The following is a 25,167-nucleotide window of genomic DNA, read 5'->3' as shown; positions in this document are numbered from 1 at the left end:
AGAATCGCAATATTTAAGCGATGTAATCATTTATTACTTTATCGCGGCATTCATATATTCAGTATCTTTCAGCATTCGGCTGAATAAGAAAATATTCCAGTCTCGTTGGTGTTGGCTAAAATAGCCTTGACAGTATTTTTGGAGTCGTTGATCTAAAGATCTATTACTTGAAAAGAAACTTCTTTTATTGAAATGTTGAATACCAAGCACTCGATCTACAGCTAAGCCTAGATATTGGTCTTGATGACTAATACATAATACTTTTTGCTGGCTTGGATTACGACTCGGTTCACCTGAAAAATATTCAGGCAAATCTGTAATTGGAAGAAGTCGACCACGAATATTTGCCAGGCCCTTTAGCCATGAATGACTATTGGGAATCAGCGTATAATGTGGGTAATAAATGACTTCTGATACCTCCCCAAGTGGGGCAACGAAGAATTGCCCCAACATTTCAAACGCAATACCTGACCACCGATTTACTTCATTTTCACTTGAGGTATAGTTTTTATTTCCTCGTTTTGCTAAGCGAAGTAATTCGATAAAACCATTTGCTGCCATAGTTTATCCCGCATTAAGATATTGTTTTATTACTTCGATTAATGCTTCTTCTTCCACAGGTTTTGTTAAATAATCGCGAGCACCCTGACGTTTACCCCAAACACGGTCAGTTGCCTGATCTTTAGTACTCACAATAATAATCGGAATATGTTTGGTTTTCTCAGCACGCGTAATTTGACGGGTCGCCTGAAAACCATTAACACCAGGCATGACTACATCCATAAGAATTAAATCTGGAAGCGCAGACTCAGCCAAAGTAACGCCATCGGCACCATTGCTTGCATCAAGTACTTCATAGCCATGCTTAGTCAAAATCTCTTTAAAACGAAAAGTTTCTGTAGGAGAATCATCTACGATTAAAATACGTGCCATTATTTAATTTTCCCAAAACTCTTATGCAACATGTGTACGAATTGCATCAATCAATTCATCTTTACTAAAAGGCTTAGTCAAATATTGATCTGAACCCACAATACGACCTTTTGCCTGATCAAACAAGCTATCTTTACTCGACAACATGATAATTGGAATATTTTGATATTGTTGCGAATTTTTGATTAGCGCACAAGTTTGGTAGCCATCTAAGCGAGGCATCATAATATCAACGAATACAATATCTGGATTTGTTTCAGCAATTTTTGACAATGCTTCAAATCCATCTACTGCGGTCACAACCTCATATCCTTCACGTTGTAAAAGCGTTTCAGCTGTACGGCGAATGGTTTTTGAATCATCAATTACCATAACTTTTAAATTTTTTGGGTTATTTTCTTGCATTTAATGATCCCTTCCCCTTGGAACAATGAAAATCAACAGTATGTAGATGGGTTTTCACAGTTATTTACAGATATTAAACATCTATTTTATTGCTTTTTCAACGAAGCTTTTGTGCTAGTTTGCCGACTTTTGGTGATACAGCCAACAAATTATTAACTTTTAGTTGATTAGTCTACCTTTTTTTCATTAAAAACTTCAATTTAGTCTTGAGTCAGGTAAAAGCCTTAGCCGATAATATGATCTGTATGAATAAAAATTTGATTATCTTTTTCAATTTTCGGGGACATCATGACATTTAACCAGCTAAAATTGCTAAAAATAATCATCTATATTTTTATACCATTTTCAATTTCTTCTCTCGCGCTTGCCGATAACTTACCCCCACCTGCATGGTATCGTTATTATGATCGCAATGGTGTTGCCACGATTAGCTCTTCCGTTTCTTCAACTCATATTCAACAGGGCTACGATGTTCTTGATCGAAGAATGCAGATTATTCGTCATGTTCCTGCTTTTAACGCTGAACGATCACAACAAAACGCTCAATCCTATGGCATACAATCCAAACAGCATGAAACCGATCTTCGACTCAAACAAGCATATACCTCTAGTCGAACAGCCGAATTAAAAAAACAAGAAGCGTTAAAAGCAATTAAAATTCAAATCAATATTCAACAACAACACACCAAAGATACCTATCAAGACCAAGTGTCACTACGTCGTGAAGAACTGCAATATATACGTCAAGGCAAGTCTGTACCTGCTGCGCTCAAAGATCACATTCATCAAAATGATCAGGCGATAAACCACAGCAAAAATAGGATTCTAGATTTGCAAAATAATTATAGGGATACTCAGCTAAAATATGACAAGATTATCTCTCGTTTAAAATTAATGGAATAATCCTGTAAAATTCATGTCATAATTTTTCAATTCAAATGCTTCGCTCATTTTGAGCTGTTTTTATCGTATAATTTTTTCACCTTAAAGTATCAGGATAACCTCCATGCGCGCGAGTCGCTTTTTATTTGCAACGTTAAGAGAAACCCCAAACGATGCGGAAGTTATTTCGCACCAGTTAATGCTTCGAGCTGGCATGATTCGTAAATTGGCGTCAGGTTTATACACTTGGCTGCCAATGGGTAAACGTGTGCTAAATAAAGTTGAAGCAATTGTGCGCGAAGAAATGAACCGTTCTAATGCATTAGAAGTGTTTATGCCTGTGACTCAGCCTGCCAGCCTTTGGGAAGAATCTGGTCGTTATGTACAATACGGCCCTGAACTTCTTCGCTTTAAAGATCGTCATGATAACCCATTTGTACTTGGCCCAACTCACGAAGAAGTCATTACCGACTTGGCTCGTAATGAATTAAAAAGCTATAAACAACTACCGATCAATTTCTATCAGATTCAAACTAAGTTTCGTGATGAAATACGCCCACGCTTTGGTGTGATGCGTTCACGCGAATTTGTGATGAAAGATGCTTACTCATTCCACGTAGATCAAGCCTCTTTGCAAGAAACTTATGATGTGATGTATGACACCTATTGCCGTATCTTCACACGCTTAGGCTTAAATTTCCGTCCAGTACAAGCAGATACAGGCTCAATTGGCGGTTCAGGTTCACATGAATTCCATGTACTTGCAGAAAGTGGTGAAGACGATATCGTATTTTCAACTGAATCTGACTATGCAGCCAATGTTGAAAAAGCCGAAGCTGTATTGGTTGGTGAACGCCAAGCACCTGCTCAAGAACTTCAAGTGGTTGATACACCAAATACCAAAACCATTGCAGATGTGTGTGCTTTCTTAAAAGCAGATCCAAAACAATCCGTGAAAGCACTTTTGGTTCAAGGTATTGCCCAAGAAGATGGAAATGTTCCTGTCGTGGCACTGTTCCTGCGTGGCGATCATGAGCTCAATGAAATCAAAGCTGAAAAGCATCCACAAATTGCTGCTCCACTAACTTTTGCCACTGAAGCTCAATTGCAACAATATGGTTTAACTGCTGGTTTTACAGGTCCACAAGGCTTAGTTGAAAAAGGTTTAACTGTAATCGTAGATCGCGCTGCATCAGTATTGTCTGACTTTGTAGCAGGTGCGAATCAGGTTGATCGACATGCTACTGGGGTAAACTGGGAACGTGATGCTCAAATCAGTGAAGTTTATGACTTGCGTAATGTCGTAGACGGCGACCCATCTCCAGACGGGAAAGGCGTTTTACAAATTAAACGTGGTATTGAAGTCGGTCATATCTTCCAGTTAGGTCAAAAATACTCTGAAGCGTTAGGCTGTAAGGTTCTCGGTGAAGATGGTAAACCTCTGACCGTTACCATGGGTTGTTACGGTATCGGGGTTACCCGTGTGGTGGCTTCTGCAATCGAGCAAAACTACGATGACAAAGGAATTATTTGGCCATCAGCGATTGCACCATTTGAAGTGGCAATCGTACCAATGAATGCACACAAATCACCACGCACTTTAGAAGCTGCTGAAGCCTTATACGCAGAATTACAAGCGCAAGGTTTTGATGTATTGCTAGATGATCGTAACGAGCGCCCAGGCGTGAAATTCTCAGATCTTGAGCTAGTAGGTATTCCACACCGTATTGTGATTGGTGAAAAAGGCTTAGACGCGGGTACTTTTGAATATAAAGGCCGCCGTGATGCTGAATCAGTGAATATCAGTAAAGATGAACTACTAGAAAAATTACGTGGCTAATTTAGCCCCATAAAAAATCCCGCCAAGCTGCGGGATTTTTTATGTCTTGCCATCAGCACTGAATTAAGCTTTTGGCAATGTCACACCTTGCTGACCTTGGTACTTACCACCACGGTCTTTATAAGAAGTTTCGCACACTTCATCAGATTCGAAGAACAACATTTGTGCAACACCTTCACCCGCATAAATACGTGCAGGCAAGTTTGTGGTATTTGAAAATTCTAAAGTTACATGCCCTTCCCACTCAGGTTCAAGTGGTGTGACATTCACAATAATACCGCAACGCGCATACGTTGACTTGCCCAGGCATACTGTTAGCACACTACGCGGAATGCGAAAATACTCAACGGTACGTGCTAGCGCAAACGAATTTGGCGGGATAATACATACATCGGATTCAATGTCGATAAAGCTTTTATCATCAAAGTTTTTAGGGTCGACAATTGCAGAATGTACATTGGTAAAGACTTTAAATTCGCGTGCACAGCGAACATCATAACCGTAACTAGATACACCGTAAGAAATTAACTTCTCACCTTGTTCATTATAGCGAACCTGATTGGGCGCAAACGGTTCGATCATACCGTGTTGCTCACTCATTTCGCGAATCCAACGATCAGACTTAATGGCCATGTAGCTATTCCAAAATCCTAAATCAATCTATCAATATTGGGCTGTACTTTAACTGAATTTAACGATTTTGACCATGATCAAAACTCAATATAAACGAATCAGAGCTGAATAACTCAAGGGAACAGAAAAAGACATCAGAATTAAAGAAGCTGTACGCTGCAAATTACAAGGGTTTAACCAAGAAACTTTATTTTTGGTGAGATAGGTGCCTAACAGAATCCAGCAAAAAGCGATCGGTACGATGAGTAATAAAAACACCCCAATATGCAATAAGTAAAGCCCTGCGCTTTGCCAAACCATTTTAGGAAAAATGACCGATGCAAACACCAAACCTTTAGGGTTGAATAAGGTTGCAACAAATAATTCTCTAGGCTGAATTACTGACTGTTGTAGATCTAAATCATGGTTAGCAGTTTTCCAAAGCTTAACTGCCAAATACAACATATAACTCGCACTCAAAAGCTGGAGCAATTTCGGTAATAGTGGTAAGCGCTGCTCCACAAAACTAATCAGAATGCCCCACAACGTAATCGCAATTAAATAACCTAATGTTTCTGCTGGAATAAGTTTTAATGATGTTTTTAGTCCTGCTCGAATACCTGAAGAAGCCAATAAAGTGTTGGTTGGACCAGGTGTAAACAAAATTGTAATTACAGAACCGAGAAATAACCAAGATATCATCCACTGACCTCCAAAGTTGATCGTCGCCAAAGTATGGCATTTTGCCAATCAAGGCAAAAAAGTAATTGTAACCATTTTTAAATAAATAAAATAAAATCCATATTTTCAATATCTTAAATAAATCAAATTAGACCATGGGCGAGTATACAGAACAGCTGAAATGATCAAAATAGCCAATACAGGCGGATTCTATGCTATTTTAGCATGTATGTTACATATCGTTTTGGCAGCGCAATGTAAAAGTGCAGACAATTAAGCTCTCGCTAAGTTTGCTTGCATAAAGTGGAAATGACCCAATATATAATATTGAGTGATGTTGAATCGATTAAATTTGAGCATGTATGGTTAAACAACTATTGCAATCTTGGTTGCCTTCGCCCGAACGAGTTTCCTCTATGAAAATGATGAAACTGTTTGGTAAGCATACAGCCAACCCTTTGCTGTGGTATGTCAACCGAAAATCGATCTGCAAAGCGATTTTTATCGGTTCATTCTTCGGTCTGCTTCCTATACCTTTTCATAGTATATTCATCGTTCTTGCGGTATTACTCCTCGAAATTAACCTGCCTGTCAGCTTGGCTTTGGCATGGCTGAGCAATCCATTTACGTTAGTTCCCATTTTATATATCGGATTTTGGTTCGGGACTAAAATCTATCAAGTCCACATGATCGACAAAGCCATGCTGATGGGCGTCATGCACCAGATTGTGAACTGGATTGAGCATTTCGGGCATGGGCATATTGATTTTAGTTTAGCCAAAATCCTTCTGACAGGTTTGATTGTTGAAGCCTTACTGGTCGCTATAGTTCTCTATATCGTAACGCTGGTACTTTGGCGTTGGAGCGTGATCCGCACCTGGCATAAGCGCCACAACCAAGCCCCACTTTAAAAAATTTTTATAGCTCTGCTAAATAATGCTGTACGACTTTAAATACAAAGTCCTGACATGCCTGCCCTGTTTTCGCATTATAAGTTTGTTGATTGGTTAAATTATTGGATACAACCCGTATCGCCAAAAAAGGTACCTGAAACTGGGCAGCAACTTGTGCCACAGAAGCACCTTCCATTTCTTCGGTGACTGTGCCATAAACCTCTCGAAAAAAAGCAATTCGATCCAGTTCATTGTTCCAGACATCTGCCGAGCCAATAATACCTTCTACAACTTGCCCCGCCCTATAGTCGTGTCGAACATACTGTGCCGCAGCAAATAATGCAGGGTCTGCATAAAAATATCGAATCGCAATCGGTTCAGGATCCGTTTCATCTTCTGCTAAAACATCAAAGGCTTCTCTCCACGCTAAAGCATCGGCACCTTCACCCAGTGCTTTTTTGGGTGTTTTGAATGCACCAATATTACAAACTGTACGCCCAAGCACGAGATCAAATACATTTAATGCGGGATCATGCCCACCCGATGTTCCCTGATTAATAATGGCGCAGGGCTGATATTTTAAAATAGCAATTGCTGTTGCCGCAGCAGAATTGGTCATTCCCATACGAGTTTTGGAAATAATCACTGGAAAGCCTTGATAATGCCCCTTCCAAAATACCCAGCCGCCGATAGTTTCCATTTCAACATTGGTTAATTGGCTTGCCAAATGTTCACACTCAACAGGAAGAGCACCTTGAATAATCAGCGGTCGCATCATGAATCCCTCCATTAAAAAAGCCTGATGCAGGCATCAGGCTTTAAGCGATTAAAAAATACGATTTTGATCTTTATCAGTTTTTGGTAACTTTTCAATACACTTCAAAAGTTGTTCGGCAATCGCCATATAGCTGTCATGAGCATCATCCATTGCGACCACACTTGGTTCACCTTTATCGGCATTTTCACGAATTTGCGCATTTAAAGGCAAACGTCCCAAGAGTGGAATATGGTATTGCTCAGAAATTTTATCACCGCCACCAACCCCAAAAATCCGCTCTTCAAAACCACAATTTGAACAGATATGTGTTGACATGTTTTCAACCACGCCCAATACAGGAATCTGCATACGATTGAATAACTCAATTCCTTTGGTCGCATCAAGTAATGCAACATTTTGCGGAGTGGTCACAATGACTGCGCCAGAGACAGGAATGCGCTGTGCTAAAGTCAGTTGAATATCACCTGTTCCTGGTGGCATGTCGATCATCAATACATCAAGCTCAGGCCACAAGGTTTGGTTAAACAGTTGCATTAAAGCACCCGTTGCTTTTGGCCCACGCCAAGCGACAGGCGTATTGTTGTCCCCTGTTAAATGCCCGATGGATAATACAGGCATACCATAAGCTTCCAAAGGCACAAACTGTTCATTTTCAATCAGTGGCGTTTGCCCAGCATTGCCCAGCATGGTTGGAATACTTGGACCATAGATGTCTGCATCCAGCACGCCCACTTTTAAACCGAGTTTTTGCAGCCCCAAAGCCAGATTGACCGTTGTCGTCGATTTCCCCACACCACCTTTACCCGAAGATACCAAGATCACATGCTGAATACGTGGGTGCTTTGGCACATCACGCTGCTGTGGTGCAGCTTTTTGAATGGGTGGATTATTTGGATCTGCTTCTACTGGCTCAGGTTTTGCCGAAGCATCTACGACAGGCGGTAAATTACCCGCTTCAGCTTTTGGTTTTGATGAACAGCTATGCCCAGCTTCACCATGCTGCTGACTGCCACAACCACTTACAGCCTGTCCTGTTTTTTGCTGAATCACATGTAAATTCAGCTCCTGAATGCCACATTTTTCTAAGGCATCAGCAAGCTCATCGTGAATTTGCTGTAATTGTTCAGCTTCACTCGGATGAGTATTAATGGTCAGTTGTAAGATCTGACCCTGTAAATTGACCTGACTAATACGGTCTTTGAGTAAATTTTCAGAATTGGGCAAACAGTAACTTTGGAGGACTTTCTGGATTTCTTCTTCTTTGACCTCCTGTGATGGGGCAAATTTTGCTTTTAAGGAAGAAAACCAAGACATATTTGACTCCAACAGGAAAGATAATGGGTTTAGTTTAACTGTAATTGCAGATAAGTTTAAGTCAACTTTATTGATAGCCATGATCAATATGACTGGTAAAAATGCCAAGATTTTATTTTGGTCTGAATATGAAGATTTCGCTTAATCTTTAATTTGAAAAGAATTCACCGCTTAAATCAGCAAAGTTCGATATACTCAGCGCAGCCCTCGCCAAATGCGCAGACAAAGCGTTGCTTTGTTTTCCTGCGCTCAGGTACAATCTTTTGCTTGTAAATACGAATGAGAGAACAACTTCCGTGCGTAAAATTTTAGTCACAAATGCCCTTCCTTATGCCAATGGTCCAATTCACATGGGTCACTTACTCGGTTATATCCAAGCAGATATTTGGGTTCGTGCCATGCGTGCATTAGGTCATGAAGTGACTTATGTGTGTGCGGATGATGCTCATGGTACTGCCATCATGCTACGTGCCGAAGCCAATGGCATTAGCCCAGAACAGCAGATCGCCAATGTGCAAAAAGAACATGAGCGTGATTTTGCAGGTTTTGGGATTAGCTTTGATCACTATGACTCAACCCATAGCAACACCAACAAAGCACGCTCTCAAGAAATTTATGTCAAAAACCGTGAAGCAGGCAACATCGCGACTCGCCCTGTCAGCCAGTTATTTGACCCAGAAAAACAAATGTTCCTGTCAGATCGCTTCATTAAAGGTACATGCCCGAAATGTAAAGCCGAAGACCAATACGGCGACTCTTGTGAAGTTTGCGGTACAACCTATAACGCAACAGAACTGTTAAATCCGCGTTCTACACTGAGCGGTGCAACTCCTATTGAAAAGTCATCAGACCATTACTTCTTCAAGTTGCCGAACTTCTCAGAATACCTACAAAAATGGACACGAGACCCAGGTCGTTTGCCTGTTTCAATTGCCAATAAGCTTGATGAATGGTTCGATTCAGGCTTGGCGGACTGGGATATTTCGCGTGATGCACCGTATTTCGGCTTTGAAATTCCAGATGCACCGAACAAATATTTCTATGTTTGGGTCGATGCACCGATTGGCTATATGTCGAGTTTTGAAAACTACATTAAAACTAAACGTCCAGATTTGAACTTTGACGACTACTGGAAAAAAGACAGTGAAAATGAAGTCTATCATTTCATTGGTAAAGACATTGTTTACTTCCATGCGTTGTTCTGGCCTGCAATGCTTGAAGGTGCAAACTACCGTACACCAACAGGTTTATTCGTAAACGGCTTCTTGACTGTAAATGGTCAAAAAATGTCGAAATCACGTGGTACATTCATTAAAGCTGAAACCTATTTAGAGCACTTGAATCCTGAGTATTTACGTTATTACTTCGCGTCTAAACTTTCGGACAAAGTTGAAGATTCAGACTTGAATCTGGATGATTTCATTCAAAAAGTGAACTCTGACCTTGTCGGTAAAGTGGTGAACATCGCCAGCCGTTGTGCCAAGTTCATTAACACCAAATTTAACGATACTTTATCGAGCGAATGTGCTGAAGCGGATTTGGTGCAAAGCTTTATTGATGCTGGTGATTCGATTGCCAAAGCCTATGAAGCACGTGAGTTCTCAACTGCGATTCGTGAAATCATGGCATTGGCTGACCGTGCCAACCAATACATCGACGAGAAAAAACCGTGGGCGCTTGCAAAACAAGAAGGTCAAGAACAGCAAGTACATGATGTGTGCTCTGTCGGTATCAACCTGTTCCGCCAATTGGCTGTTTACCTTGCGCCAGTATTGCCTGAGTTGGCAAATCAAGTTCAAGCCTTCTTAAAACTCGACAGCTTTAACTTTGAATCACGTAAAACGATTTTAACTGGTCATGAAATTGCTGCTTTCCAAGCGCTAATGCAACGTGTCGATCCAAAAGCGGTTGCAGCGATGGTGGATGCATCTAAAGAATCTTTAGGTGCGCCTGCTGCTGAACCTGCAAAAGCGGAAAAGAAAAAAGAAAAAGCCAAAGAGAAAAAAGCTGAACCGAAAATTGGTGAAGCTGAAATCATTGGTATTGAAGATTTTATCAAGATCGACCTTCGTGTAGCCAAAGTTTTAGAAGCTGCAACAGTTGAAGGCTCAGATAAACTTCTTCAACTGACTTTAGATGCAGGCGAAGCTGAACCACGTAACGTACTTAGCGGTATTCGTGAGTTCTATGCTCCTGAAGACCTGAAAGATAAACTGGTTGTATTGGTTGCCAACCTTGCGCCACGTAAAATGCGTTTTGGCATTTCAAATGGTATGGTGCTTGCAGCAGGTAATGGCGAAGGTGTTTGGGTGATTTCACCTGAATCTGGCGCTAAACCAGGTGATAAAGTGTCTTAAAGAAAAATCTCTTAATAAAAAATCCGCTTTTCTAAGCGGATTTTTTATTATTTCTCAGCATCTTCTTTAATTTTTGAAATCTCAGGTAAAATTCTTAAATTAATTCGTGCTTTGGTTATCTTATTCGCTGTTGGAAGTATATTTGTCTTGATATAATCTTCCACCTGATTAAACCAACTTTTTTCCTCAATATACATATTGAATGATGCTTGGATAGAATATCTATGTGATAAACCATATAAAGAGCTCATACAATCTGACTGCTTGATCATACATAACTTATTTGCAAAAATTTGAGCATCAACCTCTTTCATTATTGGATAATTATAATAATAATTTTCTTCCCTATTTGTTAGAGAGATACGTTGAATAAATAACTGGCTATTATTTTCCATTAAGTCAATTAGTTCACTAGCTCTTGTAGCATCTTTTTCACTATATTTATCTTCATAAGCTTTAACAATATCTTTCATAAAATCATTAAATTGGGGTATTTCTTTAGCAATAAACCCATAGTGCCCAGAATACTCTACAAAACTATGATCATAAATTCTTCTCATTTTTTCATTAACTTCGATAAATTTTTTCCAATCAGCTATAGCTATTGAAAATAAATGATCCAATGAAAAAGATATAAGTTGATTTTCCTTTAAGTAAATCAAAATACTGATTGTATGTAAAATATCTGAAGGATTTTTTAACTGATGATTTTCCACCTCTTCTTTTGCTAATGCCATCAGTTCATCAAATTCATATTCATCCAAATCTAAAAAATTCATTAACTTTAACCAAGTAGGCTGCTCCTCTTTAAATCTGAAATATACTTCATACAATTCTTTTTCAATCTTAGCGTTATCAATAATATTAAGGTTTAAAATTTCATTCCAAAGATTAGGTGAAATAATAAATTCATTTAATGATAAATTATATTTATTCATAAAATCTTCTGAATCTTTACTATTAATGCCACGCATAATTTTCAAGATAACCTTTTCACTATTATCTTTAGCATTTTTATCTTCATCCTCATCTTTCTTAAATTTCAAGATTTCTTTATCAAAACGCCCTTTCTTATTTTCTATTGATAGAATTAGAAAAGACTTTAATACTTTTTCAAAGATATCTTGATCAAAATTTCCCTTCCATTCAAAAATATCTTTTCGATAAAATCTTTCAAAATCAAAAATAGTTTGTTTAAATGCTCTTAAATTTTTATAAGCTATTTTATTAAATATTTCGGTAATAAATGAAATTTTAGATATTAATTTATCTTTCAAATCAGAACCACTTATTTCTTCAAGAATACTTCTTATTGCTAACTCTTGATCTTCTGTATAATTAAAGTTTACACCGATTAACTTTTCTTTTTTTCTTAAAAAATGATCACTTTCTTTAATTTCAGTATCATTTGAAACTATTAATACTTTAATGTTTTCTTGCTCTACAAAATAATTTATATAACCTAGAGTTTCTTCAATTTTCAGTTCGCAACGTTCTAAATCATCAAACACCAAAATAAATTTATCATTAATCTTTAAATAATCTGGCAATTTTATATCTGGTACAGAAATACCTACACTACCATCATCTTTAGAATCTTTATCTAAATCAATTTTTAACGTTGCTTTTAATGCACCTTTTAATATTTGTCCTGCTAGCTTAGCTTGTTTACTCGCTAATACAGGGTGAATGCTTTTAAAAATAGCATTATCAATATCAGCAGTCTTTGACAGACCATTTAAACTAATATAAGAGACTTTTTTACCCTGTTTTTCTTGTTTTTCTATATATTTTTTGACAAACCATGTTTTACCACTTCCCCATTCACCATTAAGTAGAACAGCATATTCTAATTTTTTAGATCCACTAAAATAATAGTCCAAGTATTCTTCAATATGCTTATTAGGTTCTGAAATATATTCTTGGCTATTCACTTATTATTCGTCCTACTTACTTCTATTGAATACAGTGATTAGAAATCAATGCAAAAAATCTATCAACATGCTAAAACAATATATCACCTTTAAACCTAATAAAAATTCCTATGAAAAAACTTAAACACTCTCTAATTGCCTTATTCCTGTCAACCACAACCATTTCATCAACATTCGCCACGTCCTCCACAGCCCCAATCGAGCAACAAAAACAAGTGGCAGGCTACTACCAATATCAGTCAGGTCAAACCCAAATTACCGCCCTGCTTGATGGCACTAACTATATTTCACCCAGTTTATTTAAAGGGCTTTCAGAGCAACAAATCCATGAAAGCCTAAAGAAATATTATGCAGACCAAGCCCAAGGCATACAAACCTCCATCAACGCCTTTCTGGTCAATACAGGACATTCGCTGGTGTTAGTCGATAGTGGTGCTTCCAGTTGTTTTGGGTCACATTTAGGCTCGGTTTTAAGCAATCTAAAAGCATCGGGCTACAAACCTGAACAGGTCAATACCATTTTGCTGACTCACCTTCACCCTGACCACGTGTGTGGAATCAGTAAAAATGGCGTTGCCAACTTCCCCAATGCAACTGTCTATGTATCCTCTACCGAAGCCAATTACTGGCTCAATCCTGAACAGATCAAAAAACTTCCCAAAGCACAACAGGCAGGCTATTTAGCCACCGTTGAAAAAATCAAACAGGCAATTGCACCTTATCAAGCTAAACAGCGCTTTAAAACTTACAAACTGAGTGATCAAATTCAGGGCTTTAAAGTGATCAGTACCCCTGGACATACGCCAGGGCATTTTAGTTATGAACTCAAAACATCAAATGAAACGATTGTTTTTATTGGTGATATTGTGCATTCACACACCATACAGTTCGATCATCCTGCAACGGCGATTGGCTATGATGTTAATCCTAAACAAGCGGTTGCAACACGCTTAAAGCAATTTGCTGAATATGCCAAAAATAGAGAAACGATTGCCGCACCGCATTTGCCTTTCCCTGGAATTGGACATATTTATTCTGCTGATGGGAAAAGTTATCAGTGGATTCCCGTACATTTTAAAGATTAAGACAAATCTCTGAGTCCTGAAATAGGTTGATACTTATTTCAGGACTGGGCAAATATATTTACGGTTTGTTGGCTGCACTTAACTGATAGTCTTGCTGATACACAGGAGTACCTGCAATGCTTCGTGCATAGTAATTAGGCTGAGTTTTGATCGGCTGTTTTAGCTCACATCCTGTAAGCATAAATAAACTCATCGCTACGCAGAGTATGGATATTGTCTTCATGAGCATATCCTCTTTGTTGTTTTATTTTAAATTAGCACTTTATTTGCAGAATGTATAAAAAAATATATTTCAATTTGTGAAGAAACTTATCCCAAGATGGCAAAATCAGCAATAAAAATATCAGCTTATTTTTAATCTTAAATATCTTTAAGAAGAACTTATTATTCTTCATAAAGTTTTTCATCTTATCTTGAGGAGGTGATAGATACTTCCACCTTACTCTCTGAAAACAAATTTATTATTGCCAACCCAAGATGATCAGGCATAAAAAAAGCCTATTGATGAACAATAGGCTTTTTTAAAATTCTTTAGATTATTTCATACCAAAAATCAGTTTCAGTCCAAGCAAAGTCATCACGCCGCCTGCTACACGATCAAAAATCGCTTTGGATTTTAAATACACTTTACGCGGTACTTCAGCCGAAAGCACCATAGCGACCAGCGAATACCAACCTGCATCAATAAAAAAGCACAGTATCGGCAAAACCACATAGTAATAACTTGGGATTTCTTTTGGCAGTAAAGCGGTAAAAATACTGGCGAGGACAATCGCAATTTTCGGATTACTTAACTGTGTGATCAGCCCTAAACGATAGGCTTGGGCATAGCTCATTTTTGGTGCTGTATCTTGCTCTGTATGGATTGGCTCTTTGGCATGGCGAATAATTTTAAATGCGAGCCATAGCAAATACAGACCACCACACACTTTTAAAATCAAATATGCGGATGGGACGGCGAGTAAAATTGCTTGCAAGCCCATGACCGCAAGCAAACCAAATAGTGCCGCACCTGTTCCAGTGCCCAAAGCAGTAAATAAGCCATGCTTACGTGAAATGGCAATGGAGTTTTTTGCCACATAAATAAACGTTGGACCAGGGCTAATCGCGCCTAACATTAATGCGATGGCAATCGGAAAAAGCGCCCACAAACTATTCACGACAGTACCTATTTACTGGCCAACAAAGGCGGATATTTTAGCAGAACTTAAGCTGTTTTTCCCAATACTAAATACATCACATCGCTTTGAAATGAACCATCTGCCTGAATCTGGAAATGTTGCATAACGGCGTCAGAAACTTTGCCTTGCAAGCTCCGAATCGTTTCAACGCCACTTGCTAGAGTTTGCATGCGGCTGACCCAACTGTCAAAGTCCAAATGCAATACTTGTTTTTCTACTTGCTCAACCTGAAAACCCGCATATTCAGCAAATTGCATCCATTCTTGCGAGTTGTAATTTCGCACATGACTTGGGTCACGAATCATTTCAATCGTTTGCAAAAAGGTGTCTAAAGCAGGCTGACCATTTCCCAAAATATCCACAAAAATCACTTTGCCGTGTGGTTGTAAAACCCTATAAATTTCCTGCATAGCTTGCCCGACATGCTGCCAGTGATGTGCTGAATAGCGACTAATAATGCAATCGAAAGACTGATCTGCAAAAGGCAATTTCTCGGCTGCACCCTGTTGCCCCTGAATTTGGCTTAAGCCCTTCTCTTTTGCTTGTTGGCAAACCAATTCCACCATTTCTGATGTCACATCATAAGCAATGACCTGCTCGGTATATGGTGCGACCTGATAACTGACATGCCCCGCCCCACAGCCCAAATCCAATATATGCTTGAATTGATGCTGCTGCACACATTGCTGCATTTTTACAAATTCTGCACCTTGAGCATGTACACTACTGTTCAAATAAGCATTTGATTTATCTTGGTATTGATGTTGATTGACTTGGTGTTGTGTATTCATTTTTTATTACTCCTCATATCTATAAAACACAGCATAAAGAAGATTTCATAAAATAAATAATGATGATTTATAAGCATATATATAAAATAAAGTTATTAATTTACAAAACTATAAACACCTATTCCAATACAAACGGACAAATTTGTCCGTAAAATACCAACAGATTTTGAATGACTTGGCAATCATGAGTAAACACTTACAACGTGCGGCACAAAACCGTGAAGAGCTTTTAAATGCTGCAGCAGAAATGATTAAAGCACATGGCATTCATGTGCCTTTACAGATGATTATTGATTATGCAGGGGTTGGGCGTGCCACATTTTATCGTAATTTTGCTGACCGCAAACACTTGATTTATGCCTTGTTGCAACAGTCGATTGAAAATCTAGAAACACGTGCCAAATATTATGGACAGTTTGAAGATGGCTTGTTTTTATTGATTTACAGTCATATAAACAATCTGCCGCACTTATCTGCACTCAAAGAATACTGGCGTGTCCTTGATGCCAATGAGGCACAGCTACAAGAACTCATCCAGCAACATCAGCAAATTATTCAACCGCTGATTGATCAGGCAATTGCTGCAAAGGTTTGTCGTCCAGATCTGACTTTTGAAGATTACCGTACTATTATTTCAATTTTAACCGCATCGTTTCGTGGGCATACCGAACAAGAACAAATACGCCTTGCCAAACGTGCCATTGAACTATTACTGACAGGGATTCAGGTATCACGCGAGGCACGTTATGGATAAACAGCCGCGTTATCTGGAGACACCGCCCGACTGGACAGCCGACGAACGTCCTGTCTTGCCTGGCTCTCCCCCTTCAATTGAGCACCCACGTGGCAAACGCTATTTATATTTTTTTATCGGCATATTTATTGCGCTTTCCGCAGGACTGAGTAACGGCTTTATTAGCGCCAATTTACCTCAACTACAAGGTGAATACGGTTTAACGCCTATTGAAGGAGCATGGCTGCCTGCTGCGTATGTTATGGCAAATATCAGTTCCAACCTGATTTTGTTTAAAGCCCGCCAGCAGTATGGACTGCGCTTATTTAGTGAAATTGGCTTGTTGGTATTTATTGCGGTCATGATCATGCATATTTTGGTAAATAACTATCAATCTGCACTATTTGCCCGCTTTATTAGTGGCTTGGCGGCTGCTCCCCTTAGTTCTCTGGGCATGTATTACATCATGCAAGGCTTTAGCAAAGAACATCGCATTAAAGGACTGTATCTGGGAATTGGTATTGGGCAATTGGGCGTACCGCTAGCATGGATTATTTCTCCACTTCTGGTGAACGTCAACAACTGGACTGTGCTGTATACCTTTGAGCTTGGCCTGAGCATTTGCTGTTTTGCCATGGTGGTCTCACTCAAGCTGCCGCGTAGCTTACGTATAGCAGTATTTGAAAAAGGCGATTTCCTGACTTTTGCCTTACTTGCCCCAGGCTTTGCCTGTTTATGTGCAGTTCTGGTACAAGGGCCGCTACGCTGGTGGTTTGACTCACCGTGGATTGCCTATGTGCTGATTTGCGGTTTTACTTTGCTGGTTTTGGGTTTTTTCTATGAGCATCAGCGCACTAACCCACTGATTATGACGCGCTGGTTAGGCACTTGGCCAACCCTACGTTTTATTCTTGCGGCATTCGCCCTGCGTCTACTTATGTCAGAGCAAACTTATGCAGCCGTTAACTTTTTAAAAACAGTCGGTATGGGGCCTGACCAGTTTGTCAGCCTCTACACAGTGATTTTTTTTGGCATGTTGGCAGGCGCCATTTTCAGTGCCTTGACCTTTACCCGCGAACGGATTGTCTTGCAATTGGTCTTTGCCGAATTTCTGGTCTTAATTGCTTGTGGTCTGGATTTTCATCTCACCAGTGATGTACGACCCGCCAATTTTTATCATAGTCAGTTTTTAGTGGCCTTTGCAGGTGGGCTGTTTATTGGCCCATTGTTGCTGGTCGGTTTTGGTCGCGCCTTGCAACAGGGTGCAGGCCATGTTGTGACCTATTTGGTGCTGTTTTCAGCGACCCAAAGTTTTGGTGGACTGGTGGGATCTTCGTTTTTTTCAACCTATCAAAAAGAACGTACTCAAGTTTATCAAGTCACCATTAACAATGCACTGGAAGCGACAGACCCTAACGTGACGCAGCGTCTCAGCCAGTATCAAGGCAAGTATGCCGCTTATATTACCGATAGCAGTAAAAATCAGGCACAGGCTGTATCCAGCTTGTCACAAGTCACTACCCGTGAAGCACAGGTGCGAGCCTATAACGATGTGATTTATTTAAATGGCATTTTTGCCGTAATTTTAATGGTTTGGGGCTTCGGCAATATTGCATCGACACACTACAATGCCCGCCGCCAACCTCAATCCTCTTAATTTTAGAGAAATGCTATGAGTGAACAGCCAAAAACCGATGATCGCCCAGCTGAACAAGAAGCCACATCAACAGCACAGCAACAACCGCATTTAAAGGCAGTGCCTCGGGTCAGCAAGTTGATCGAAACCAAAAAATCAACCTTGATCCTGATGTTCTTTGTGCTATTGGTTGGGATTAGTGTGATTATGTGGGCATGGCAGATTGGTCCATTCAATACCCCAATCCAGCAGACAGACAACAGTTATATTAAAGGTAAAACCACGGTTTTATCTTCTCAAATCAATGGCTATATTCAGGATGTTTTAGTCAGTGACTTTGATCATGTCAAAAAAGGGCAAATTCTGATTCGGATTGACCCGACAACTTATAATCAAAAAGTGTCACAAGCCCAATCCAGTGTCGAGCAGGCTGCAAATAACTTTAACAATCAAAAGCAAACGATTGCCCAACGTCAAGCCGATATTGCAGCAGCGCAAGCTAAAGTTGCTCAGATCGAAGCACAATATCAGCTCTCCTTACAACAACTGTATCGTTATCAGGCTTTAGGTAATACAGGTGCTGTTTCCAAAACAGATCTGGATCAAAGTCGAGCCAATGTTGCCAACAATCTGGCCTTACTCAATGAAGCCAAAGCTAACGTCAAAGTCGCCGAAGAAGCTTTAAAAACTGCACAAGTTTCTACCGTAGGCTTACAGGCACAAGTTAAAAATGCAGCGGCACAACTCGATCAAGCCAATACCACCAAAGATTACAGCATCATCACTGCCCCTATGGATGGACAACTGGGCGAGGTTTCTCCACGCGTAGGACAATACGTTGCGGCAGGTTCGCAATTACTGTATCTCATTCCCCAAACCACTTGGGTGGTTGCCAACTTTAAGGAAACTCAGATTGCCAATATGCAGATTGGGCAAAAAGCCTCGTTTACCGTCGATGCCTTAAAGCACAAAAAATTTACAGGACGGGTCGAGGAAATCTCTCCTGCTGCAGGCTCTGAGTTTAGTGTTTTAAAAACTGATAATGCGACAGGCAACTTTACCAAAGTGGTGCAGCGTATTGCGGTAAAAATTGCAATTGACCCAAATCAACCTGAATTGGCGCGCCTCAGACCAGGCATGTCGGTCATTAGCTCGGTTGATACTTCAACACAAGGAACAGGCACACGCTAATGCAGATTCAAGCCCAGTCGCCTCAAATTCCCGTAGAAACCTTGATACAACGCAATGATATTCAGCTTGATCTGAAACGGCTGGATTTGGTTCATCCCCAGATTTCAGGCAATAAGTTTTATAAACTCAAATACAACCTGCAACAGGCACAGCAACAAGGCAAAACCGCTGTACTGACTTTCGGAGGCGCATATTCCAATCATATTGCAGCAACGGCATATGCTGCTCAGATGCTTGGTTTACAAAGCATTGGCATCATTCGGGGCGAAGAAATGGCACAGCGCCCACTCAACCCAACCTTGCAAACTGCACGCGAGATGGGGATGCAGCTTGAATTTATTTCACGACAAGCTTATCAACAACGTCATGAGCCAGACTTTTTACAGCAGTTACAATCACAATTTCCCGACAGTTATCTGATTCCTGAAGGAGGAACCAATGACCTTGCCATTCAAGGCTGTCAGGAAATTCTAACTTCGGAAGATTTAAATCATTATGATGTGTTCTGCTGTGCAGTTGGTACTGGCGGCACACTATCAGGTTTAATCCAAGCCAGTGATTCACGCCATCAGTTACTCGGTTTTTCTACGCTTAAAGGTGAATTTCTGACACAAGAGGTGAAGCAATTTACCGACAAAAGCAACTGGAAAATTTTGGATACTTACTGCTGTGGTGGTTATGCCAAAACATCACCTGAACTGATGCAATTTATTCGAAGCTTTGAGCAGACTTATCAGATTCCACTCGAACAGGTGTATACAGGCAAAATGCTCATGGGAATTTTTGACCTGATCGAACAAGGCTTTTTTCAGTCAGGTACACGAATTCTCGCCATTCACACAGGTGGTTTACAAGGACGTGCACAAGAGTTAGGCGACATGCCCAAAATTTCAGTATAATGCGCGGTTTTTAGCATTCGGAGAATCACATGGCTGCTCTACAGTATGATGTCATCGTATTAGGCGCAGGTGCATCAGGCTTGATGTTGGCAGCATGTGCAGCCAAACGCGGACGCTCTGTATTAGTACTGGAAAAAGCCAATAAAGTCGGCAAAAAAATCCTGATGTCTGGTGGAGGAAAATGTAACTTCACCAATCTGGATGTCGAGCCTGAAAATTATCTTTGTCATAACACGCATTTCGTAAAATCGGCACTTTCACGTTATAACCAATGGGATTTTATTGGCCTGGTCTGTGAATATGGGATTGCCTACGAAGAACGCAAGCATGGGCAACTGTTTACGTTAAACGGCGCCAAAGATATTTTAAATATGTTGCTTGCTGAATGTAGCAAAACAGATTTGGTTGAGATTCAAACTTCAGCAGAAGTTACCCAAGTCCAAGTGCTTGCAGAACATCAGTTTAGCGTTAAAACCTCCACTCAAAGCTATCAGACTGAATCGGTTGTGGTCGCAACAGGTGGTTTGTCTATTCCCACACTCGGCGGCTCAGATTTTGGCTATAAACTGGCACAACAATTCGGGCATCGAGTTTATCCAACTCGCGCAGGTCTGGTTCCTTTTACTTTTTCCGATCAATTTAAAGAAGTCACAAGTCGTTTAAGTGGCAATGCTTTAGAAGCAACTTTAAGCAATGCGGATGCGGCTTTTACCGAAGCATTACTCTTTACTCATCGTGGTTTGAGCGGGCCAAGCTCATTACAACTGTCTAACTACTGGCAGGTTGGTGAAAGTTTTCAGATCAACTTTTTCCCAACTCATGATCTTTGTGCATGGCTAAAACAGAAAAAACTGAGCCAACCAAAAAGTTTATTACGCACGTTACTAAATGAGCTTGCAGCAAAATCCGTCATCGCTGAACTGCAACAACTGATTTGGCAAGCAGACAGTGAAACTGCAATCGGTCAATTCAGCGATCAAAAACTGGAAAATATTGCGACTCAACTACAAAACTTTCAGGTCAAGCCATCGGGTACTGAAGGCTACCGCACAGCAGAAGTGACTTTAGGTGGGGTTGATACCGATGAGGTTTCATCTAAAACCATGGAAAGTAAAAAGCAGAAAGGTTTATTCTTTTTAGGCGAAGTGCTGGATGTAACGGGACACTTAGGCGGATACAATTTTCAGTGGGCATGGTCATCTGCCGCTGCTGCAGCAGAATATGTGTAACTGCCGAAGGAATTCCATTCCTTCAGCAGTATATATGCTTAATTTTTCACAATTTTCGTCGCTTGAGGATGCCCTGTATAAGCATCTTTGGCACTTGGGCTGCTGTAACTGAACATGTAAGCCACAACTGCTACATAAAATAAAACAATCATGGCAAACATAAAACGCACGAGACGTTTATTTTCTTTTACATACATCTCATGAAGTGACCGACTTAGATGGCGTAACATAGTCATCTCCTCCTTTCTATCACGTCAATTCGACTATTTTTCATACTACATCAAGTTTATGTTGTGTTGTGTGAAGAAGCATTATCATCACGTATACATTGTTTATCTGCTGTAGCCTAAAAATAGGCTATACTATGTGCCACTTTTTCAATGCACCACGATTATGTCGTATAGCCTGCAATCCACGTCCCTTGAACTCGACACTGATGTGACGCATCAATGTTATTTACATTATACGCGAGATCAGCATCTGATCGGCGTGATTGAGTTTAGCAAGCCAAGCTATGTGCTCAAGTGGGGTGATTTGGAATATTTTCGTCGCCGTACAGAAGAATTTTCTGTCATGCCATTTCCTGACTTTATCAGTGCAATAGTGATCGATTTACGTAATATCGAAGCATTTCTCGATCAGGATGTTCTCATTATTCCTTGGCGTTTAGTCGATGAAGAATGCCCTATTCGCTTGGTCGTGCCACAAGATCGGCTCGAATATTATGCAGGTTTTTTTGAACCGACTTGGCTCAGTTCCGATGTTGAAACTGCAATTAGTGAAATCCGCACCTTTATGGATATGTTTGTGCATTAAGCTGCGACAAACATATCCAGACTCATTTTTACCAATAATTCTCTACAGCAATATTGCCTTCACCACGACGATTCATGCTCAAGCCACGCTGCTTTAAGGCTTCTTTGGTATCTTCAACCATTTGTGGGTTACCACAGAGCATAATATGACTCGTTTCTGGGTTAAATTGCTGTCCAATTACAGCTTCTAATTGTCCATTTTCAATTAAAACGGGCAAACGCTGGTGCAATATTGCCTGTGGATCACGCGTAATAATCGGAACAAATTGAAACCCTGTATGCCCTTCGCCGAAGGTCGCAGCAATTTCCTGAATACGCTCAACGTATGCCAGTTCTGCCTGTGTACGCACACTATAAACCAGATTGATTTTTTGATAATTTTGCCATGTCTCAAAATCCTGTAACATCGACAAAAATGGTGCCAAGCCTGTACCGGTTGCCAGTAACCATAAATCATGTGGTAACGGTTGCTGATAGCGTGCCAAAGTTAAGAATCCATAGGGAATTTTTTCCAGATACAGCTCATCACCCACTTGTAAGTCTTTTAGACGTGAAGTAAAAGCACCATCAGGCACAACAATCGAAAAAAACTCCAAGGTTTCATCATAAGGCGATGAAACTACAGAATATGCTCGCACGATGAGTTCACCATCGACCTGTAAACCAATGCGTGCAAACTGCCCTGCGGTGAATTTAAAGTGAGCTGGTCGTGTCATGCTAAAGCTGAATAAATTATCGGCCCAACGTTGAATAGATAAGACTTTTTCTACAGTAAATTTCTCAGATGTCATGATTTCAAGGTGCAAGAATTCGTCGGCTCATGTTAGCATGGCGAGGCAAATATTGATATTTTTACTCATTTAAGGCTTCAACTATGCGCATGACCTTACGCCAATTGGCTGTTTTTGTAGCCGTAGCCCAAGAAGGGACTGTGACCAAAGCCAGTGATGCTGTCAAGCTGACTCAAAGTGCGGCCAGTATGGCATTGGCCGATTTAGAGGATGGATTAGGTGCGCCATTATTTGATCGCTTAGGAAAACGCCTCCAACTCAATGACCTTGGGCGTTTTTTATTGCCACAGGCACTCGAAATTTTAGGGCGCTGTGAAGCATTTGAACAAGTCGCCAAAGGTGAATTACAAAGTATTGATTTACGCCTTGGTGCAACACTTACCATTAGTGATTATTTAATGCCAGATTTAATGGCAGGTTTTCTACAATTACAGCCTCAAGCCCACTTGCAATTACAAGTCGGTAATACTCGCCAGATGATTGAAGCTGTCAATCAATTCCAGCTTGATCTAGCGCTGATTGAAGGTTCTTGCCATATTCCACAATTACAAAGCATCCATTGGCGAGATGATGAACTGGCAGTATGTTGTGCTCCAAGCCATCCCTTAGCACAGCTAAACCGTCCTTTAACACCTCAAGATTTTGCTGATGTAGAATGGATTTTGCGTGAAGAAGGTTCAGGCACACGCGAGGTTTTTGATACAGCCATTTTAAATCATTTAGCAGATGCCAATATCCGCCTGACACTCGGACATAATGAAGCCATTTTAAAAATTATCTCAGGCGGTTTGGGTATTTCGTGTATTTCTAGACTCGCATTACTCCCAATGCTCAATTCTGGACAACTGGTTATTTTAGATACGCCATTTTGGGAGCTAAAACGCCCACTCTATATGCTCGTACATCGCCAGAAATATCAAGGGCCTGGACTTAAAGCCTTTATGCATTTTTGTGAAGAAAAAGACTAATTTTCATTTTATTGCCAATTTGGATCAGTGTTGCGGCGGGAATCACTTTCACAAGGCTCTCCGTCACGGTTACCATCCATTTTGGTGTTTGGGCAATTGTGTATAAACCACCGCGCTTCTGCAAGCGAACGCATTTGTGAGCAGTATTGGCGTCCATCACATTTAAACATCGGCTTTTGTGCTGGTGCAGGTCGACTCACAATACTTGGTGCAACATTCACTTGTGTTTTTTGTTCAGGCAATTGATCTGGTACATGCCCTAGTTTTTTCCGTTGCTCATCAATCAACTGTTTTTGTTCTTGAATCAATTGTTGCGTATATTGTCCACGCATTTGCTCATGCTGTTGTAGTCTTAAGTAAGTGATATAAATCCCGATACCAGCCAATACAACAACGACAAATAAAAACATCGCTGCTTTCTTCATCATTCTTGTCTCATAAAAAATACCTGTTATTTAGAGATTTAACAGGTATTTTTTTAAATTGACATTAGTCTTTTTGTACACTACCGAAAATTTTATCACCAGCATCACCAAGACCTGGAACAATGTAACCATGGTCATTCAGCCCATCATCAATCGATGCTGTAAAAATACGGACATCAGGGTGTAAGGCTTCCACTTTGGCAATACCTTCTGGTGCTGCAACCAGTACCATTACACGGATATCTTTACAGCCACTTTGTTTGAGTACATCAATTGCTGCGATTAATGAGCTACCCGTTGCCAGCATCGGATCAATAATCATGGCAATACGATTGGCTACATCTGGAACCAATTTTTTGTAGTAAGTTCGAGCTTGTAAAGTTTCTTCGTCACGCTCAAGCCCCAGAACACTGACTTTAGCACTTGGAATCAAATTGAGCACACCATCCAGCATCCCGATCCCTGCTCGTAAAATTGGAACAATGGTAATTTTCTTACCTGCGATGCGCTGTGTAGTCACCTCACCTGCCCAACCTTGAATTTCATGATCAACCACAGCTAAATCTTTAGTTGCTTCATAAGTCAGCAACATGGTTACTTCTTGCGCAAGTTCACGAAAGTTTTTGGTACTAATATCGGCACGACGCAACAAGCCTAGTTTGTGGCGAATCAATGGGTGACGAATTTCTTGAATAGGCACGGGGAGAACACCTGACAGATTTAAGTTGCGCCTAGTATATCGCGTTTCGATCAGAAATAAAAAAGCCCTCATTGATGAGGGCTTTTTTAGACCG

General features: G+C 40.3%; 27 protein-coding genes. 12 read left to right on the top strand and 15 right to left on the bottom strand.

Annotated features, from left to right (window positions below; translation table 11 throughout):
• Positions 1-33: 33 nt before the first annotated feature.
• The 3 genes from F975_RS04295 to pilG are packed head-to-tail and all read right to left on the bottom strand — an operon-like array spanning position 34 to position 1,338.
• Positions 34-561: a chemotaxis protein CheW gene (locus F975_RS04295; RefSeq protein ID WP_004750726.1), complete on the bottom strand. Its 528-nt coding sequence runs from the start codon at positions 559-561 to the stop codon at positions 34-36.
• Positions 562-564: 3 nt separating this feature from the next.
• Positions 565-933, bottom strand: a complete 369-nt coding sequence (locus F975_RS04290; protein ID WP_004750724.1) for a response regulator — start codon at positions 931-933, stop codon at positions 565-567.
• A 21-nt stretch (positions 934-954) separates the two neighbouring features.
• A complete protein-coding gene (gene pilG, locus F975_RS04285) occupies positions 955-1,338 on the bottom strand; it encodes a twitching motility response regulator PilG (protein ID WP_004750722.1) in 384 nt (127 codons plus the stop codon).
• Positions 1,339-1,626: 288 nt separating this feature from the next.
• Here pilG and F975_RS04280 point away from each other — a divergent pair, with 288 nt between their 5' ends.
• Positions 1,627-2,241 (top strand): hypothetical protein, encoded by a 615-nt coding sequence (locus F975_RS04280; protein ID WP_004750720.1) that lies wholly within the window; start codon positions 1,627-1,629, stop codon positions 2,239-2,241.
• A 103-nt stretch (positions 2,242-2,344) separates the two neighbouring features.
• The gene (locus tag F975_RS04275; RefSeq protein ID WP_004750718.1) at positions 2,345-4,060 is read left to right on the top strand and encodes a proline--tRNA ligase; all 1,716 of its coding nucleotides are present in this window, start codon (positions 2,345-2,347) and stop codon (positions 4,058-4,060) included.
• Positions 4,061-4,123: 63 nt separating this feature from the next.
• Here the strand turns inward: F975_RS04275 and dcd are convergent, their stop codons facing one another.
• The gene (gene dcd, locus F975_RS04270; protein WP_004750715.1) at positions 4,124-4,693 is read right to left on the bottom strand and encodes a dCTP deaminase; all 570 of its coding nucleotides are present in this window, start codon (positions 4,691-4,693) and stop codon (positions 4,124-4,126) included.
• Positions 4,694-4,777: 84 nt separating this feature from the next.
• Complete coding sequence (locus F975_RS04265) at positions 4,778-5,374, bottom strand: LysE family translocator (RefSeq protein ID WP_004750713.1); 597 nt, start codon at positions 5,372-5,374, stop codon at positions 4,778-4,780.
• A 341-nt stretch (positions 5,375-5,715) separates the two neighbouring features.
• Here F975_RS04265 and F975_RS04260 point away from each other — a divergent pair, with 341 nt between their 5' ends.
• Positions 5,716-6,264 carry a DUF2062 domain-containing protein gene (locus tag F975_RS04260; protein WP_004750711.1) on the top strand — a complete coding sequence of 183 codons (549 nt, stop codon included), beginning with the start codon at positions 5,716-5,718 and terminating at the stop codon, positions 6,262-6,264.
• A gap of 7 nt (positions 6,265-6,271) precedes the next feature.
• On the opposite strand, the gene F975_RS04255 is transcribed toward F975_RS04260, so the two are convergent.
• The gene (locus F975_RS04255) at positions 6,272-7,024 is read right to left on the bottom strand and encodes a 5'-methylthioadenosine/S-adenosylhomocysteine nucleosidase (protein WP_004750708.1); all 753 of its coding nucleotides are present in this window, start codon (positions 7,022-7,024) and stop codon (positions 6,272-6,274) included.
• Between the two features lie 48 nt (positions 7,025-7,072).
• A complete protein-coding gene (apbC, locus tag F975_RS04250; protein WP_004750706.1) occupies positions 7,073-8,338 on the bottom strand; it encodes an iron-sulfur cluster carrier protein ApbC in 1,266 nt (421 codons plus the stop codon).
• 296 nt (positions 8,339-8,634) lie between these two features.
• On the opposite strand from apbC, the gene metG reads away from it, so the two are divergent.
• Complete coding sequence (gene metG, locus F975_RS04245; RefSeq protein ID WP_004750704.1) at positions 8,635-10,695, top strand: methionine--tRNA ligase; 2,061 nt, start codon at positions 8,635-8,637, stop codon at positions 10,693-10,695.
• A gap of 47 nt (positions 10,696-10,742) precedes the next feature.
• Here the strand turns inward: metG and F975_RS04240 are convergent, their stop codons facing one another.
• Positions 10,743-12,629, bottom strand: a complete 1,887-nt coding sequence (locus tag F975_RS04240; RefSeq protein WP_004750702.1) for a P-loop NTPase fold protein — start codon at positions 12,627-12,629, stop codon at positions 10,743-10,745.
• A gap of 110 nt (positions 12,630-12,739) precedes the next feature.
• Here F975_RS04240 and F975_RS04235 point away from each other — a divergent pair, with 110 nt between their 5' ends.
• The gene (locus tag F975_RS04235; protein ID WP_004750700.1) at positions 12,740-13,714 is read left to right on the top strand and encodes an MBL fold metallo-hydrolase; all 975 of its coding nucleotides are present in this window, start codon (positions 12,740-12,742) and stop codon (positions 13,712-13,714) included.
• A gap of 58 nt (positions 13,715-13,772) precedes the next feature.
• Here F975_RS04235 and F975_RS15805 read toward each other — a convergent pair whose 3' ends face one another.
• From F975_RS15805 to F975_RS04225, 3 genes are all read right to left on the bottom strand, one after another.
• On the bottom strand, positions 13,773-13,937 hold the full coding sequence (locus tag F975_RS15805; protein WP_004750698.1) for an NF038215 family lipoprotein: 165 nt from the start codon (positions 13,935-13,937) through the stop codon (positions 13,773-13,775).
• A gap of 313 nt (positions 13,938-14,250) precedes the next feature.
• Positions 14,251-14,832 (bottom strand): LysE family translocator, encoded by a 582-nt coding sequence (locus F975_RS04230; RefSeq protein WP_155757300.1) that lies wholly within the window; start codon positions 14,830-14,832, stop codon positions 14,251-14,253.
• A gap of 89 nt (positions 14,833-14,921) precedes the next feature.
• Positions 14,922-15,686, bottom strand: coding sequence for a class I SAM-dependent methyltransferase (locus F975_RS04225; protein WP_004750694.1), 765 nt, complete (start codon positions 15,684-15,686; stop codon positions 14,922-14,924).
• Positions 15,687-15,870: 184 nt separating this feature from the next.
• On the opposite strand from F975_RS04225, the gene F975_RS04220 reads away from it, so the two are divergent.
• From F975_RS04220 to F975_RS04200, 5 genes are read left to right on the top strand one after another with little or no spacing between them, the layout of a single operon-like run.
• The gene (locus F975_RS04220; RefSeq protein WP_034425728.1) at positions 15,871-16,440 is read left to right on the top strand and encodes a TetR/AcrR family transcriptional regulator; all 570 of its coding nucleotides are present in this window, start codon (positions 15,871-15,873) and stop codon (positions 16,438-16,440) included.
• Entirely contained in the window at positions 16,433-18,076 is a 1,644-nt protein-coding gene (locus tag F975_RS04215) for an MFS transporter (RefSeq protein ID WP_004750690.1), read from the top strand. The genes F975_RS04220 and F975_RS04215 overlap by 8 nt, the downstream gene beginning before the upstream one ends.
• A 15-nt stretch (positions 18,077-18,091) precedes the next feature.
• The gene (locus F975_RS04210) at positions 18,092-19,246 is read left to right on the top strand and encodes an HlyD family secretion protein (RefSeq protein WP_004750689.1); all 1,155 of its coding nucleotides are present in this window, start codon (positions 18,092-18,094) and stop codon (positions 19,244-19,246) included.
• Entirely contained in the window at positions 19,246-20,145 is a 900-nt protein-coding gene (locus tag F975_RS04205) for a 1-aminocyclopropane-1-carboxylate deaminase/D-cysteine desulfhydrase (protein WP_004750687.1), read from the top strand. The genes F975_RS04210 and F975_RS04205 overlap by 1 nt, the downstream gene beginning before the upstream one ends.
• A gap of 29 nt (positions 20,146-20,174) precedes the next feature.
• Positions 20,175-21,374, top strand: coding sequence for a BaiN/RdsA family NAD(P)/FAD-dependent oxidoreductase (locus tag F975_RS04200; protein ID WP_004750686.1), 1,200 nt, complete (start codon positions 20,175-20,177; stop codon positions 21,372-21,374).
• A 38-nt stretch (positions 21,375-21,412) separates the two neighbouring features.
• Here the strand turns inward: F975_RS04200 and F975_RS04195 are convergent, their stop codons facing one another.
• Complete coding sequence (locus F975_RS04195; protein ID WP_004750684.1) at positions 21,413-21,604, bottom strand: hypothetical protein; 192 nt, start codon at positions 21,602-21,604, stop codon at positions 21,413-21,415.
• Between the two features lie 163 nt (positions 21,605-21,767).
• Here F975_RS04195 and F975_RS04190 point away from each other — a divergent pair, with 163 nt between their 5' ends.
• Positions 21,768-22,190, top strand: a complete 423-nt coding sequence (locus F975_RS04190) for a hypothetical protein (RefSeq protein ID WP_004750683.1) — start codon at positions 21,768-21,770, stop codon at positions 22,188-22,190.
• A gap of 28 nt (positions 22,191-22,218) precedes the next feature.
• Here the strand turns inward: F975_RS04190 and F975_RS04185 are convergent, their stop codons facing one another.
• On the bottom strand, positions 22,219-22,980 hold the full coding sequence (locus F975_RS04185) for a ferredoxin--NADP reductase (protein WP_004750681.1): 762 nt from the start codon (positions 22,978-22,980) through the stop codon (positions 22,219-22,221).
• Between the two features lie 83 nt (positions 22,981-23,063).
• Between F975_RS04185 and gigC the strand changes: the two genes are divergently transcribed.
• Positions 23,064-23,948: a LysR family transcriptional regulator GigC gene (gene gigC / locus F975_RS04180; protein WP_004750679.1), complete on the top strand. Its 885-nt coding sequence runs from the start codon at positions 23,064-23,066 to the stop codon at positions 23,946-23,948.
• A gap of 8 nt (positions 23,949-23,956) precedes the next feature.
• Here gigC and F975_RS04175 read toward each other — a convergent pair whose 3' ends face one another.
• Both F975_RS04175 and upp read right to left on the bottom strand, forming a co-directional pair.
• A complete protein-coding gene (locus F975_RS04175; protein ID WP_004750677.1) occupies positions 23,957-24,373 on the bottom strand; it encodes an excalibur calcium-binding domain-containing protein in 417 nt (138 codons plus the stop codon).
• 64 nt (positions 24,374-24,437) lie between these two features.
• Positions 24,438-25,073: a uracil phosphoribosyltransferase gene (upp, locus tag F975_RS04170; protein ID WP_004750674.1), complete on the bottom strand. Its 636-nt coding sequence runs from the start codon at positions 25,071-25,073 to the stop codon at positions 24,438-24,440.
• Positions 25,074-25,167: the final 94 nt, after the last annotated feature.

Origin of the sequence: Acinetobacter brisouisimilis (assembly GCF_000368265.1) — a bacterium.
Classification (GTDB): domain Bacteria; phylum Pseudomonadota; class Gammaproteobacteria; order Pseudomonadales; family Moraxellaceae; genus Acinetobacter.
This window is presented reverse-complemented; position numbering and strand designations above follow the sequence as displayed.